The organism is Maribacter sp. UBA3344 (assembly GCF_002362375.1).
Taxonomy (GTDB): Bacteria; Bacteroidota; Bacteroidia; order Flavobacteriales; family Flavobacteriaceae; genus Maribacter; species Maribacter dokdonensis.
Genome location: NZ_DERI01000021.1, coordinates 194,253 through 209,381, shown reverse-complemented (window position 1 = coordinate 209,381; position 15,129 = coordinate 194,253). Strand labels below are relative to the sequence as shown.

Sequence of the window (15,129 nt, the reverse complement as noted above, 5' to 3'; positions counted from 1 at the left end):
AAAAGGTATCTTTATCTCAAATTCATTTAACGAAAAATTTAATGCCGAAATATATTTTGATTATTGGGGCCTGTGGTCAAATTGGAACAGAACTAACCTTAACCCTTAGGGAAAAATACGGTAGTGAGTATGTAATTGCCAGTGATATTAGGGAAGGTAATGAAGATTTAATGCAATCTGGACCATTTGAAATATTAGATGCCACTAATTATGACGCTCTTGAAGAGGTCATTGCCTATTACGAAATTTCTGAAGTGTATTTAATGGCCGCTATGCTTAGTGCAACGGCAGAGAAATTTCCGATGCGTGCATGGAATTTGAATATGAATACCCTTTTCAATGTATTGAATTTGGCAAAGGAGAAAAAAATAGATAAGATCTTTTGGCCGTCTAGTATCGCCGTTTTTGGTCCGAATACCCCAAAAGACGATACTCCGCAAAATACCATAATGGAGCCAAGTACGGTTTATGGTATTAGTAAGCAAAGCGGTGAACGATGGTGCGAGTATTATTTCAAAAAATTTGACGTAGATGTAAGAAGCATTAGATACCCAGGCCTTATTAGCTGGAAAACCATGCCAGGTGGCGGAACAACTGATTATGCCGTGGAAATATACCATAAAGCACTTTCAGAAGGCTCATACACCTGTTTCTTGGAAGAAGACACTAAATTACCTATGATGTTCATGGACGATGCCATACGTGCCACATTACAGATCATGGAAGCCCCATCTGAGAACATCAAAGAGCGTTCTGCCTATAATTTGGCAGCAATGAGCTTTACGCCCAAAGAAATGGCCAAAAATATAAAAGCTGTTATCCCTGAATTTGAAATGGCCTATGAACCGGATTTTAGGCAGGAAATTGCCAATTCATGGCCAAGTAGTATTGATGATAGCAGTGCCCAAAAAGATTGGAATTGGAAGGCAGAATTTGACCTTGAAAAAACTACTGAAACAATGTTGGAAAATTTGAAGAACAGGGTTTAGCCTGTACTTCAAATGAATTTAATTATTTAAAGGAAATGTAACCTTAGTTACATCTCCAACTTCATTTGCAATTGGCTGATAAAATACCCCATTTGGATAGTCCATAATATTTTCAAATTGCGTTAATGTTATTGATAGTTTCGAATTTGAACTTGTAGATTCCAAATTCACTCCTATACCATTTAAACTATTGACTATTTCTAAAGGAATTTCTAGTTTATCAAATGGTATAATAATAGACTCTTTAAATAAAGATTGATACCTAAAGATCAAAGCTGTTCTATTATCTGTACTCGAATAATCAACTATATAAGTTAACTCTGAGAAATCATAATCACCTGTAATTTCTACGGTTGATTCATTTTTAATAACGTTCCAATTTGGAATATCTAAATCATTTAATTCCTTTCGTTCTAAATGAACGCTTTTACCATATGAACTATAACTCAGTGATTTCTGATTATACTGATATTCATTAATAATCGGATAATCTAAAACAAAACCATTTTCTTCTGTGCTACCAGAAAAACTATACAACAGTCTCATTCTAAATTCCTTATAAGCATAATCATCACTAAAACCGAAAAGGGTAAAATTGAAATTTTTAACATCCTCTGAAAAAGTTATTGTTGCAACATTCTCAGGAATCAATTTGGTTAAATCTCCGAAATTCATGGTTTGATCTTCAAAGCTTTCCGTGTACAGGTAACGATAATCATCAAGTAAATTCAAATTATCATTAGTATGATGATAAAGAAAAACATCATTAGCAGATTCATTATCATATCTTATGTTAAAATTATTATTATTGGATTGACCAAAAGAATATTCAAATCCTAATGTATAAAATAAAGAATAGGAAATTGCTTCTTGTATTTCAATATTAAACTCAGAATTTTTATTTACCCTATTTTGATCTAATCCTAACAAATTGAGAACTTCATCACGATTTTTTAAAATAGTAGACGGTTTAACATCGGAATATGATCTAGCAGAAACACTACCATCATCAACATTTACTAAATAATTTGTAATTATCAGATTCTGTTTTTCAAATTCATTATTAGCGTAAAATGCTAAATCCTCATAACCAATTAACTTCCTAAATGCAATAAGCTCTCCTGATGATTCTAAGTTTATAGCTAAATAAGAATCAACCGTATCACTTGAATAGCCTTCATCTCCTTGAAAAAGTAATCTATTTGAGATAAATTGGAATGATTTCACGGTTTCATTCCCATCTTCATCAATTGCTGAAATCACTAAGTTAGTTGCTCCATTTGGAAATTCAAATGGGTCAATATCATATGAAAATTGATTCTGAGTAGTAGTAAAAACATTATTGCCGTTTATGCTAATCGTAGTATTCACATTTTCCGTATTATCAGAAACTGAAATATCAATAGTGGTTAGCACCTCTATAGTTTCTGCAATTTCAGAAACCGAAATAATAGGAGCCGTAGCTTCAATTTCTACAATGGCCTTTGCCGTATCTTCCTTTTCTTCACAACTAAAAAAACAAAGTATTAAAAGAATAACAGTAAAAATTTTAAAACTCTTTAATTTCATAAATCGACTTTTTACTTTAACGTTATTATTTACATGTTGTTGTTTTATTAAATAACGAAGCCTCTTGATTGAAAAGTAAAATCAAGAAGCTTCATATTAAATGATCAGAAATTAATTTATAAACTTCAATCGCTTTTCAATTGCCATGATCATGGCATTGGCGATATCTTTACCTGTAGCATTTTCAATACCTTCTAAACCTGGTGATGAGTTAACTTCCAATAGTAACGGTCCTTTGTTAGATCGTATGATATCTACGCCCGCAACAGCAAGGTTCAATACTTTAGCGGCTTTTAAAGCCAACTTCTTTTCATCAGCTGTAATCTTAACTATTGATGCCTTACCACCTTGGTGAATATTGGCCCTGAACTCCCCCTTTTGGGCTTGGCGCTGCATACTGGCCACTACCCTACCGTTCACTACAAAACAACGGATATCTTGTCCGTTTGCTTCTTTAATGAACTCTTGTACCAATATGTTCGTGTTAACGCTCTTAAAGGCATTGATTACACTTTCAGCGGCCTTATTGGTTTCGGCAAGAACAACACCCTTACCTTGCGTACTTTCCAAAAGTTTAATGATCAATGGTGCACCGTTGACCATTTTGATCAAGTCTTTGGTATCCATAGGTGATTTTGCAAAACCGGTGATAGGAATATGGATATCATAGTTTGAAAACAACTGTGATGCGAACAATTTATCTCTGGATTGTGTAATAGCCTCTGCCGAATTCTGACAGTATACACCTAGATTGTTAAACTGACGGATCAATGCGCAACCGTAAAATGTTACGGATGGCTTTATTCTTGGTATTACCGCATCATAATCTTTAAGAATAATACCACCACGATATCTAATTTCGGGTGAATGGGCATCAAGCTTCATGTAAGCCTGTTCAACATTTAAGAAATGTATTTCATGACCCCTTGCCTCTGCGGCTTCCATGATTCTCTTATTACTGTACAAATTTGGGTTGCTGGCCAAAAGAGCAATCTTTAGTCCTGATTTTTCTTTAAAATAAGGAGCGTAAAACTTATTGACCTCTTGATCTTCAAACGACCCTAATTGATAGTTTACCGCAGGGTTAACAATAAAGCGCTCATTTAAAGCCTCTCTACCTAAAAGCATACGGAACTCCATAGTATCTCTATTGGCCAATGTCAATTCAATATCAAATGTAGCATCACCTAAGGTAACCGGTGTTTTTATCACCAGACGTTCTTCTGATATACCCGATGAACTTTTAACCATACGACGGGCAATCAACCTTGCTTGGCACTCAATGGCAATACTACGGTTTTCTTGAAGCGGACTAACCTCAAATTTTACCCATTCCTGACCTCCTTTTGATACTATTTTTAAATTAGTAGCTTGTATGGAAGATGTTTTTGCCCCAGAGTCTACCCTGGCTTTAATTGCCGGTATACCCAGGTCATTGAACACACACCACTCTTCACTACCTATTATTTTTAAATTATCCAATTCTGTTTGTTTTTGACTCCTTTCTAAAATAGGAGCTTTCTTATTTCTTTTTTAACTCAAATAAATCTGTTCTTCTATCGCGAAGATTACGTACTGCACCAAACTGATTTAGTTCACGTAATAAACTAATATCAACATCGGCAATTAAGATCATTTCGGTATTCGGTGTTGCTTCTGCCTTAATTCCGTTTGTTGGAAAAGAGAAATCGCACGGTGTAAAAACCATAGACTGGGCAAACTGAATATCCATATTCTGAACATTTGGCAAGTTACCTACACTACCTGCAATAGCAACATAACATTCATTTTCAATTGCTCTAGCCTGCGCACAATTACGCACTCTAGAATAACCATTTTGAGTATCTGTCAAGAAAGGAACGAATAAAATATCCATACCTTCATCTGCAAGCAGTCTACTAAGTTCAGGAAACTCAGAATCATAGCACACCAACACCCCAATTTTACCACAATCAGTATCAAAAGCCTTTAATTGATTACCGCCTTGCATTCCCCAAACCTTGGCTTCATCTGGTGTTACGTGAAGTTTTTCATAACGCTCCATACTACCATCCCTTCTACATAAATACCCCACATTGTACAAGCGACCATCAATCATTTCTGGCATACTACCTGTAATGATATTAATGTTGTACGATATGGAAAACTCAGAGAATTTTTGGGCAATTGCCTGTGTATGCTTTGCCAATTCACGAATAGCATCTGGCGTAGACATATGATTGTTAACCGCCATTAAAGGTGCGTTGAAAAACTCAGGAAACAAAGCAAAGTCTGATCGGTAACCAGAAACGGCGTCGATAAAATACTCTGCCTGCTCCAACAATTCATCTAGATCCTTGTACGGTCTCATTTGCCATTGAATCAACCCTAATCTAATTACGGTTTTTTTAGTAGCGGCTTTTTTAGACGGTTTTTGGTAATAGATATTATCCCACTCCATCAAAATAGCAAAATCTTGAGAAGCCTTATCGCCATCTAAATACCCTTTCATTACCTTGGCAGGATGAAAGTCATTACTGATCTGAAAATTCAGTACAGGATCTTGAATCTCTTTTCTACGGACCTTATCAATATATTCTTTGGGTGATAGTTTTGATGCATAGGCATGGTAATTTGGCATTCGACCACCAAAAACGATGCTTTTTAAGTTTAACTTTTCACAAAGCTCTTTTCTATAATCATATAAACGACGCCCTAAACGAAGACCTCTAAAGCTTGGCTTTATAAACACCTCTATACCATAGAGCACATCACCCTCATTATCATGGGTGTCAAAAGAGTATTTGCCCGTAATCTGCTCATAGGTATGGTTGTCATCAAAAGCATCATAATCTACGACAATAGAAAGGGCCACCCCTGCAAGTTGACCATTGATCTTAATAACAACCTGACCCTCAGGAAACTTTTCGATCAACGATTTTATATGTTTCTCTTTCCAATATGAACCCGGCATATTGGTGTAGGCAGAAATCATAGCAGTTTTAAGTTCTTGATAATCATCAAGGTCCAAAAACTTTAATTCAATATTTTCAATTTCATCAATTTTCATATACCTGTTGTAAGCACAACGATATTTAGTTTATAGTTTTATTGGTAATCCATTTTGGGACAGTCCCAAAGGGCAATCGGAAATTGTAATCGTAACATCTCGCATTGCGAGAAAGACCTGGTTTTCCGGTCTACAGAAAATAGACCGGATGTATTATTCTCTAAAGTGCAGGAGCAACTTGGGCGATAGAAAAACTAATCTTCATCATCGCCATCAACCATATCCTCAGGATTTGGTTCTACAACAGCAGTTGGATCATCATCATCAAAATCTTCATAATCATCCTCGTCATAATTTTCCATTGTATACTCAAGCTTAGCACTGATTTTTACTAAATACTTAGTGTCTTCGGTCAACACCTCAACAGCTTCTATACGCTCTCCTTGAGCATTTCTAAAGGAGATAATATTACGGTCATCATACCCATCCGGGTATCTTTCTACCAACAGTTTCAACACTTCTGGTGTCAATTTTTTAAAGTCGACTATGACTCTTTTTAAATGTGCGTTCTTGTCCATAATTACATGTCTAATAGGTAAGCAAAAATTAAGGGCGCAACAATTGTCGCATCACTTTCAATTATATATTTGGGTGTATTGATATCTAATTTCCCCCAGGTAATTTTTTCATTTGGTACAGCACCCGAGTAGGAACCATAGCTTGTTGTACTGTCGCTAATTTGGCAGAAATAGCTCCAGAACGGCGTATCTGTACGTTCCATATCTTGATACAGCATTGGCACAACACAAATAGGAAAATCTCCGGCGATACCACCACCAATTTGGAAGAAACCAATACCGTTTTCAGAATTTGCAGTATACCAGTCTGCCAAGAAGGTCATGTATTCAATACCAGATTTCATGGTACTTGCCTTTAGTTCACCTTTCATTACATATGATGCAAAAATGTTACCCATGGTACTATCTTCCCAACCTGGGCAAATAATAGGCAGGTTCTTTTCTGCAGCAGCGTACATCCAAGAATCTTTAAGGTCTATTTCATAATATTCCTCTAACACTCCGGAAAGTAACATTTTATACATGAACTCATGTGGCAAATAGCGCTCGCCCTTATCATCTGCATCTTTCCATATTTTGAAAATATGCTCTTGCAATCTTCTAAAAGCTTCCTCTTCTGGAATACAGGTATCGGTAACCCTATTCAAGCCTTTTTCCAACAGGTCCCACTCGTCTTGCGGAGTCAGATCTCTATAATTAGGTACACGCTTGTAATGAGAATGCGCCACCAAATTCATAATATCCTCTTCTAAATTGGCACCGGTACAGGAAATGATCTGTACCTTATCTTGGCGTATAACCTCTGCAAAGATCTTACCTAATTCAGCAGTAGACATAGCACCGGCCAAAGAAACCAACATTTTGGCACCGTTGTCCAGCTGTTCTTCATACCCTTTGGCAGCATCTACCAAAGCAGCCGCATTAAAGTGTAAATAATATTTTTCTATGAAATTGGTGATTGCACCTTTAGTCTTCGTCATCTTCGAATCTTGAATTTGTATTTGCTTTATAATCAATATCAAAAGTATTGTCATACTCTTGATCTATGTCTTGCCCCGCAAATTTATAGCTGAGCATTTTGTAATATAATTTAGCCGCCAAAAAGTCTGACGATTTATCATTTTTGTTAGGGCAAAGTTCAACAATGTCAAAACCTACCACGTTCTTATCTTCAAAAACCTGCTTTAAAAACTCCAAGGTCTCGTACCAAAGTAACCCTCCTGGCTCTGGTGTACCGGTAGAAGGCATAATGGACGGATCAAAAGCATCAAGATCCAATGTTATAAAGACATTATCGGTCATTGCTTCTATAACCTTATCTGACCAATATTCATCAGCAACCATATCATGGGCAAAAAAAGTTTTTTCCTCATCCATTACGGTCTTTTCAATCACATCCATAGAACGAATACCTACCTGAACCAAATTGGTAGTCTGGCTAGCTTCGTATACGGCACAGGCATGGTTATACTTTGTGCCTTCATAAGATTCCCTAAGATCAGCATGAGCATCTATCTGCAATACCGTTAAATTATCAAAACACTCGTTAAAGGCTCTAATAGAACCAATAGATATTGAATGTTCACCGCCAAAAAGGGTTACAAACTTGTTACGTTTAATAAAATCTTTGGTAATGTTATGTACCTCATTTACCATTGCCTCTGGAGAACTATTCTCTGTAATTGGCTCGGTTAAATGAATACCCTGCTTGTAAACTTCAGAATCGGTTTCAATATCATACAATTCCATGTTTTCCGAAGCTTCCAAGAAAGCTTCAGGACCTTTGTCCGCTCCTTTACCCCAAGTACTTGTTCCGTCATAAGGAACAGGTATCAAGATAATTTTGGATTTTTCTAGTTGTGCGAATTCATCGGAAATACCGGCATAATTCTTAGATGTACTCATGATATATTAGCTATTGTTAAGTGGTTTTTTAGTAATATTTTCAATTTTATATACGTATTTCTATTTCTATCGGTCTTTGTTACCGGATTATTTTTATTCATTTTCTGACTCTACCTCATACCCCAGAATATTTAGCAGGTCTTCTGCTTTTTGCTGGGACCTAAAGAGTTTGTAAGTGAAGTTACCGTTTTCATCCTTATCAATCAATATATGCTTTGGCTGTGGAATTAAACAGTGCTGTAAACCACCATAACCGCCAATGGTCTCTTGATAGGCTCCAGTATTGAAAAAACCTATATACAACGGTTTTTCCCTTTTATACTTAGGCAAATAAATAGCGTTCATGTTCTGCTCACTGTTATAATAATCATCACTATCACATGTTAGTCCGCCCAACAATACACGCTCATACTCATCATTCCACCTATTGATCGGTAACATGATAAATCTTTTATTGATAGCCCAAGTATCTGGCAATGTGGTTATGAAAGAAGAATCTATCATATTCCACTTTTCGCGATCATTCTGTTGTTTTTGATATAAGATCTCATAAATGGCACCACCACTTTCACCTACAGTAAAGCTACCGAATTCGGTAAAAATATGAGGAACGGGCACATCTGCTTCTGAGCAAGTGATATTGATCTGATTTAAAATTTCATTGATCATGTATTGGTAATCATACTCAAAAGCCAGGGTGTTCTTTATAGGGAAGCCGCCACCAATATTTAAACTGTCCAATGATGGGCAAATTTTCTTTAGACGAACATAAACCTTAAGACATTTTACAAGCTCGTTCCAGTAATAAGCATTGTCACGAATACCGGTATTAATGAAGAAGTGAAGCATTTTAAGCTCTACCTTATCATTATCCTTGATCTGGTTCTCATAGAAAGGAACAATATTCTTATAGCCAATACCCAAACGAGAAGTATAAAATTCGAATTTAGGCTCTTCTTCAGATGCTATACGAATACCCACTTTAAAGGTGTCATTGATAGCATCTGAAAGTAAATCTATTTCTTCATAATTGTCTATAATTGGAATACAATTTTGATGACCATTATTTATTAAGCGAGCAATATTATCAATGTATTTTTCACGCTTAAATCCGTTACAGACAACAAAAGTGTCATTGCTTAATTTACCATCTGCTTTAAGTTTTTCAATGATATTGATATCAAAGGCAGAAGAGGTTTCCATATGAATATTGTTCTTTAAAGCTTCATGCATTATATGCTGAAAATGCGAGCTTTTAGTACAATAACAATAGTGATATTTACCCTTGTAATTATTTTTTTCTATAGCATTTGCAAACCAGTTTTTTGCCCTAAGAATATTCTCTGAAATTTTAGGCAAGTAAGTAAATTTCAAAGGGCTGCCATATTGCTTTACCAGCTCATTTAGAGGTATGCCGTGAAATTGTAGGTGTTCACCATCTAGATTGAACTCCTCTTGGGGGAAATAGTAAGTTTGATCAATTAGATCAATGTATTTGGTATTCATGAAATTGAATTATAATGAAATTTGATATTTGTTAAATATAGTAACTAGCCCAAAGACTTAAAGTTAAGAAAACGTAACCATGTTGAATAGTGTATCACACCAAAATTTGCCTCTGCGTAGTAGGAATAAAGAAGTAATCATGCTGACTTTGCATGATAGTAGAAAATGAATTGGAAGTTTGCTTTACTAATCGGCAACCTATCTTATAAGCCATTTGTGGGAAATACTTCCAATTTCCCTCAAACCCGAACATAGAATAACGATACATAATGTTCAGCTAAAAGCTTGAAATCTCCAACACACAAAGTTGTATATTAGGACATGACAAATGAAATCAAAAAAAATGAAAAAACAAGCGTTTTCATTTTTTTTACGACAATTAACATTTTTTTCAAATTTCATACTAAAAATAATTACCAACTTTACGATAACTACTTAATTTTCAAATTTTTACAAACACCCAACACCAATGGAAAAAATTAATTTAAAACTGATTTCTGCAAGTATTTTACTGCTTTTGGCTTCAAGTTTGGTTGTAAACGGTCAAATTCCGACCGGAATTTACACTGACACCGTACAAAACAACGAATCAAAAACAGTGCATCAAGTAAAAATAAACGGTGACTATTTCATCTATAACCAGTATGAAGTTGACCCTGCAAAATTCATTAAGACTGTAGGGGGATTTTTTAAAATAGAGAACACCTCATCTCAAAATACCTTAGTAGTCCAATTGGAGTTTAACTCCGATTACGAAAAAGATGCCTTGAAACAACTTACCATACCTTTTAAAATGGATGGTGAAAATTTACAACTGCATTGGAGCCAAAAGTTAGTATTAGAGTCCACTTCCCCAGCTGCCCAAGATTTAGATGGCGCTTGGCTCTTTGCCACTAGAGGACCAGATAATGGTCAAGAAAGACGTGGCGAAGAAAATTCTAGAAAAACATTGAAGTTATTAATGGACAATACATTTCAATGGGTAGCGTATGACACTGAATCTTTTAGGTTTTCTGGTACAGGTGGTGGTAGCTACACCTCATTAGATGGTATATACACAGAACATATTGAATTCTTCTCAAAAGATGATACCAGAGTTGGGGCACAATTGAATTTTAATTATAACATAAAAGGAAAAGATTGGCACCACACGGGTAAGAACAGTAAAGGTGAACCTATGTATGAAATATGGAGCAAAAGATAACCAACCAGGATTTTAATCCAAACAAAGCACATTAATTTATTGATAATTAGCACGTTCAATACTTAAAACTTAAAAAAACACTACCGTTTATCGAAAATAACATTAGATGACCATTACCCTTTCTTAGTTTTTATAATTTAGCAGAAAATTCCTACTCATGTCTAACTACATTAACCTTTTCGGATTTTTTGCTATTTGTTTGGTAATTGCCTTTTTATGGGTATTCTTTTTTACCGAAAACAAAAATTGAACCCGAAAGGTTTAATGGTTATGACCAATATTTATGGCATAAAAAAGCCGATTTCAACAATCGGCTTTTTCAAACTAACTCAAACTAAGAACGTATCCCTTTATTAGGGCGCTGCAAAATTAGGGATCATTGTTTTCTACAAGGTCATTTGTACGTAAACATACTGTTATGAAATTGATATGTTCATTTCATAAAACCCTAAACACTTTCGCCTATTCATATTTCCATTATAATCCCGGTCTTTTCTATTATTCTTTGCTATTTTAGTTATAACCAAGAGAATAATAACGGGTATGGGTTTGTCTCCTAAATCAAAGAGAAGATTACAACGTATTTTACCATTTGGTGTAATATGGTGTGTAATTGGTCTTTTTGTTTTATTTATTCAAGAAGCAGCTACCGGCAATAAAAACATAAACCCAAATGCAGCAATTACACTAACCCCTAAGGTATTTGTATTTGCTATGACCTCGGTTACGCTAATTGGTTTGTTGATGGGAACTATAGAAGTACTTTGGTTAGGTAATTTGTTCAACAATAAAAGCTTTTACAAGAAAATACTTTACAAACTAGGTCTGTATTCCTTTCTACTGCTGATTACCATTATAATTGTATATCCAATTGCCGCTTCTATAGAATTGGGCTTACCAGTATTTCATCAATTGGTATTACAAAAGTTATCTAATTTTTTAATAAGCCTAGACTTTTTAAGTACCATGGTTTCCATTGCAGTAAGCCTATTTGCCGGACTCTTCTATTCGGAAATTAGCCAGAATGTGGGTGATGCCGTACTCAAGAACTTTTTTACCGGAAAATACCACAAGCCCATTCAAGAAAAGCGCATATTTCTTTTTTGCGATATGAAGTCGTCTACCACCATTGCAGAACATTTGGGGCATATTGAATATTTTAAAATACTTAAAGCGTACTATGCAGATTTTACCAATGCCATAATCAATCATTCAGGTTCGGTTTATCAATACGTAGGCGATGAAATCATCATCTCCTGGAAGTATGAGGAAGGAATAAAAAACAACAACTGGATCAATTGCTTTTTAGCCATGAAACAAGACCTCCATAATAAAGCGGAATGGTACAAAAACAATTTTGGTTTAGCGCCCACTTTTAAATCTGGCTTTCACGTTGGCGAAGTAACAACCGGCGAAATAGGTACGCTAAAAAAAGAAATTATATTTACCGGTGATGTTTTAAATACAACCGCAAGAATTCAAGGGCTCTGTAACACTTATAACGTTGACATTTTAATCTCTGAAAAGCTCATTAAAGAACTAAAACCAGAGGAAAGCTTGAAAATTATGTCACAAGGTATAGCCGAATTAAAGGGTAAGGAGGAAAAAATGGAACTTTTTACTTTAGTCTAAATTACCTATCTCAATTAAAGAAACATTTTATGAATATCCCTGATAAAAACACCCTATTTCCATTAGAAAACTATAAGAGATTGTGTTTTCTAAAAAACATTATTAAAAACCCGAATATTGTTGTAGGTGATTATACCTATTATGATGATTTTGAAGACGTAGCCAATTTTGAGAAAAATGTAAAATATCTTTTTGATTTTGTGGGCGATAAACTAATCATTGGAAAGTTCTGCATGATTGCTTCAAATGTCACCTTTATTATGAACGGAGCCAATCATTTAAGCAACTCCATTTCAGCTTACCCATTTGCTATTTTCGGAAAAGATTGGCAACATGCCATGGATGGAAAAAACTACCCTACCAAAGGTAATACCGTAATAGGCAATGATGTGTGGATCGGCTACAACGCCACCATTATGCCCGGAGTAACTATTGGTGATGGGGCCATAATTGCAAGTAATGCAACCGTAACAAAAGATGTACTGCCATACTCCATTGTTGGCGGAAATCCCGCCCAGCTTATTAGAAAGCGATTCTCGGACAAAGAAATTGCTAAACTTTTAGAATTGAAATGGTGGAACTGGCCTATAGAGCAGATTACCGCAAATGTGCATCATCTTACAGGTGAAAATTTAGAAGAGCTAAATTAATTACTCGTAAACCTCAACAACCATTTCTATCTCTACAGCCATACCAACAGGTAAAGATACCATACCAACCGCGGCACGCGCATGTTTGCCATTTTCACCAAAAACTTCGACCATTAAATCTGAAAAACCATTGATCACTTTAGAATGATCTGTAAAATCTGGAGAAGCATTCACCATACCGTGTGCACTAACAATTCGTTTTACTTTGTTCAGGTTGCCCAGTTCGGCTTTTAAAACGGAAAGTTGATTAATACCCGCTTCTCTTGCCGCTTGGTAGCCCTGCTCTACGGTTAAACTATCGCCCAATTTACCTATCATGTACTCACCATTAGCTTGTTTTGGTCCTTTACCGGCTAAAAACAATAAATTTCCAGCTCTTACAACGTGTTGGTAGTTTGCAATGGGAACACCCTGATCTCTAAGTTCTATACCTAAACTATCTAACTTGGCTTCTGGGTTATAATTAGAATTTGCCGTTTCTTGAATTAATTCTTCCCGTTGTTGAGTTTCTTTGGTATTATCTGCACAACTGATCAACAAAAAAGTTAGAACGATATATATAAAATGTTTCATTACGGGTCAGTTTATTTGAAATTATTATGGTTACAAGTTACCTAATACTTCATTATCAACATAATACCTTAAAATTCACTTGCCATTGTATTGCATAAAAAACACTAAATATTAAACAAATACTATTTTTTGTGTATTCTGTCGTAGTTAAGGTATCATTTTACTAAAAAAGCATTGATATTATTTCATTTTTATTAGTTTAGCAAATTAACCAAAACAACAACTAAATCAATTTAAATATGGAAAGTTCTACAGCGACTTCTAAGGTAAATGCGAATAGGCTCTTTTATGCCAGTTGCTTTGCCCTAATTACAACGGCATTCTCATTTGCCATAGCAGCAGGTATTTTAGATCAATTAAAAACGGAACTGGCATTAAGTGCAAGTCAAGCCGGTTTGATTACCTCTATGTGGTTCTTAGGTTTCCCCATAGCTATGGTAATCGGTGGTTTGATCTACCATAAAGTAGGGGGTAAAGTAATTATGCAATTTGCCTTTTTTGCGCATTCAATCGGTATTTTACTTTTAATATTCTCTGGCAACTATATAGGTCTTTTGATAGCCAACTTGCTTATAGGTCTTGGTAACGGTTGTACCGAAGCGGCATGTAACCCAATGATTGCAGATGCGTACAAGGGAAACAGAATGAGCACAATGCTCAATCGTTTTCACATGTGGTTTCCTGGTGGAATAGCCGTTGGTAGTTTACTTTCTGGTTTTATGACAGATTTTGGTATTACAGGACAAAGTCAAGTATGGTTATTATTAATACCTGCGATAATTTATGCCTTTTTATTTTACGGACAAACTTGGCCTAAGGCTAAGATAGAGGAAGCGGCAACTATTAGCGGAAACCTGAAAGGCATGTTCACTCCCTTATTTTTATTCATAGGAGTTTGTATGGCATTAACTGCCATATCAGAATTTGGTCCTAACCAATGGGTAGGTCTAATTCTTTCTAAAAGTGGAGCAGAACCAACGCTAATATTAGCATTGACTGCCGGATTGATGGCCGTTGCAAGATTCTTTGGCGGTAGTATGGTTGCTCAGTTCAACCAAACGGGTGTGCTTTTGGGTTCTGCCGTACTTGCTACTTTAGGCATTTATCTTTTTAGTACACAAACTGGAACTATGGCTTACGTAGCCGCTATAATCTTTGCTCTGGGTGTTGCCTATTTCTGGCCTAATATGATTGGCTTAACCGCTACCAAAACTCCAAAAACCGGAGCTTTGGGCATGTCTATTATTGGTGCGATAGGAATGTTCTCTACATCAATTTTTCAACCAATCATTGGTGGTTGGATCGATGCAGATAGAGCTGCTGCCGAAGCCCAAGGGTTTACAGGTGATGAATTAGAATTGGTTTCCGGTCAAGAAACGTTAAGTACCATGGTACTGTTTCCTGCAATTCTAATTGTTTTGTTCACTATTCTCTATTTCTGGTTAAGAAGTAAAGAAAGTAAAGGAGAAATTGCTACGGCATAATTATGCCGATTAAAATAAAGAAAGCCGAGCAAATTTATTGCTCGGCTTTT

Annotated in this window: 13 protein-coding genes; 5 read left to right on the top strand and 8 right to left on the bottom strand. The window is 35.6% G+C overall.

Annotation, left to right across the window (positions count from 1 at the left end; all coding sequences use genetic code 11):
* Positions 1–41: 41 nt before the first annotated feature.
* Positions 42–989 (top strand): NAD-dependent epimerase/dehydratase family protein, encoded by a 948-nt coding sequence (locus B2Z27_RS14090; RefSeq protein ID WP_058104182.1) that lies wholly within the window; start codon positions 42–44, stop codon positions 987–989.
* A gap of 18 nt (positions 990–1,007) precedes the next feature.
* On the opposite strand, the gene B2Z27_RS14085 is transcribed toward B2Z27_RS14090, so the two are convergent.
* The 7 genes from B2Z27_RS14085 to B2Z27_RS14055 all read right to left on the bottom strand — a co-directional run bounded on the left by B2Z27_RS14085 (position 1,008) and on the right by B2Z27_RS14055 (position 9,536).
* The gene (locus B2Z27_RS14085) at positions 1,008–2,558 is read right to left on the bottom strand and encodes a hypothetical protein (protein WP_286814120.1); all 1,551 of its coding nucleotides are present in this window, start codon (positions 2,556–2,558) and stop codon (positions 1,008–1,010) included.
* 111 nt (positions 2,559–2,669) lie between these two features.
* Complete coding sequence (gene rimK, locus B2Z27_RS14080) at positions 2,670–4,040, bottom strand: 30S ribosomal protein S6--L-glutamate ligase (protein ID WP_286814119.1); 1,371 nt, start codon at positions 4,038–4,040, stop codon at positions 2,670–2,672.
* Between the two features lie 40 nt (positions 4,041–4,080).
* Positions 4,081–5,607 (bottom strand): bifunctional GNAT family N-acetyltransferase/carbon-nitrogen hydrolase family protein, encoded by a 1,527-nt coding sequence (locus tag B2Z27_RS14075; RefSeq protein WP_058104184.1) that lies wholly within the window; start codon positions 5,605–5,607, stop codon positions 4,081–4,083.
* A gap of 194 nt (positions 5,608–5,801) precedes the next feature.
* The gene (locus B2Z27_RS14070) at positions 5,802–6,125 is read right to left on the bottom strand and encodes a hypothetical protein (RefSeq protein WP_058104185.1); all 324 of its coding nucleotides are present in this window, start codon (positions 6,123–6,125) and stop codon (positions 5,802–5,804) included.
* Positions 6,126–6,127: 2 nt separating this feature from the next.
* The gene (locus tag B2Z27_RS14065) at positions 6,128–7,105 is read right to left on the bottom strand and encodes a deoxyhypusine synthase family protein (RefSeq protein ID WP_071342557.1); all 978 of its coding nucleotides are present in this window, start codon (positions 7,103–7,105) and stop codon (positions 6,128–6,130) included.
* Entirely contained in the window at positions 7,092–8,030 is a 939-nt protein-coding gene (speB, locus tag B2Z27_RS14060; RefSeq protein ID WP_286814118.1) for an agmatinase, read from the bottom strand. The genes B2Z27_RS14065 and speB overlap by 14 nt, the downstream gene beginning before the upstream one ends.
* Before the next feature lie 93 nt (positions 8,031–8,123).
* Positions 8,124–9,536 carry an arginine decarboxylase gene (locus tag B2Z27_RS14055; protein WP_286814117.1) on the bottom strand — a complete coding sequence of 471 codons (1,413 nt, stop codon included), beginning with the start codon at positions 9,534–9,536 and terminating at the stop codon, positions 8,124–8,126.
* Between the two features lie 469 nt (positions 9,537–10,005).
* Here B2Z27_RS14055 and B2Z27_RS14050 point away from each other — a divergent pair, with 469 nt between their 5' ends.
* The 3 genes from B2Z27_RS14050 (at position 10,006) to B2Z27_RS14040 (ending at position 13,022) form a co-directional block, all read left to right on the top strand.
* Positions 10,006–10,740 (top strand): hypothetical protein, encoded by a 735-nt coding sequence (locus B2Z27_RS14050; protein WP_286814116.1) that lies wholly within the window; start codon positions 10,006–10,008, stop codon positions 10,738–10,740.
* A 549-nt stretch (positions 10,741–11,289) separates the two neighbouring features.
* Positions 11,290–12,372, top strand: coding sequence for an adenylate/guanylate cyclase domain-containing protein (locus tag B2Z27_RS14045; protein WP_286814115.1), 1,083 nt, complete (start codon positions 11,290–11,292; stop codon positions 12,370–12,372).
* A gap of 29 nt (positions 12,373–12,401) precedes the next feature.
* Complete coding sequence (locus B2Z27_RS14040) at positions 12,402–13,022, top strand: CatB-related O-acetyltransferase (RefSeq protein ID WP_286814114.1); 621 nt, start codon at positions 12,402–12,404, stop codon at positions 13,020–13,022.
* Here the strand turns inward: B2Z27_RS14040 and B2Z27_RS14035 are convergent, their stop codons facing one another.
* A complete protein-coding gene (locus B2Z27_RS14035; RefSeq protein WP_286814113.1) occupies positions 13,023–13,595 on the bottom strand; it encodes a RidA family protein in 573 nt (190 codons plus the stop codon).
* 239 nt (positions 13,596–13,834) lie between these two features.
* Here B2Z27_RS14035 and B2Z27_RS14030 point away from each other — a divergent pair, with 239 nt between their 5' ends.
* Positions 13,835–15,079, top strand: a complete 1,245-nt coding sequence (locus B2Z27_RS14030; protein ID WP_058104205.1) for an MFS transporter — start codon at positions 13,835–13,837, stop codon at positions 15,077–15,079.
* Positions 15,080–15,129 lie beyond the last annotated feature (50 nt).

Coding starts and splice junctions, on each gene's coding strand:
- B2Z27_RS14090 (WP_058104182.1), top strand. CDS start 42: ATGCCGAAATATATTTTGATTATTGGGGCCTGTGGTCAAATTGGAACA.
- B2Z27_RS14085 (WP_286814120.1), bottom strand. CDS start 2,558: ATGAAATTAAAGAGTTTTAAAATTTTTACTGTTATTCTTTTAATACTT.
- B2Z27_RS14075 (WP_058104184.1), bottom strand. CDS start 5,607: ATGAAAATTGATGAAATTGAAAATATTGAATTAAAGTTTTTGGACCTT.
- B2Z27_RS14070 (WP_058104185.1), bottom strand. CDS start 6,125: ATGGACAAGAACGCACATTTAAAAAGAGTCATAGTCGACTTTAAAAAA.
- B2Z27_RS14065 (WP_071342557.1), bottom strand. CDS start 7,105: ATGACGAAGACTAAAGGTGCAATCACCAATTTCATAGAAAAATATTAT.
- speB (WP_286814118.1), bottom strand. CDS start 8,030: ATGAGTACATCTAAGAATTATGCCGGTATTTCCGATGAATTCGCACAA.
- B2Z27_RS14055 (WP_286814117.1), bottom strand. CDS start 9,536: ATGAATACCAAATACATTGATCTAATTGATCAAACTTACTATTTCCCC.
- B2Z27_RS14050 (WP_286814116.1), top strand. CDS start 10,006: ATGGAAAAAATTAATTTAAAACTGATTTCTGCAAGTATTTTACTGCTT.
- B2Z27_RS14040 (WP_286814114.1), top strand. CDS start 12,402: ATGAATATCCCTGATAAAAACACCCTATTTCCATTAGAAAACTATAAG.
- B2Z27_RS14035 (WP_286814113.1), bottom strand. CDS start 13,595: ATGAAACATTTTATATATATCGTTCTAACTTTTTTGTTGATCAGTTGT.
- B2Z27_RS14030 (WP_058104205.1), top strand. CDS start 13,835: ATGGAAAGTTCTACAGCGACTTCTAAGGTAAATGCGAATAGGCTCTTT.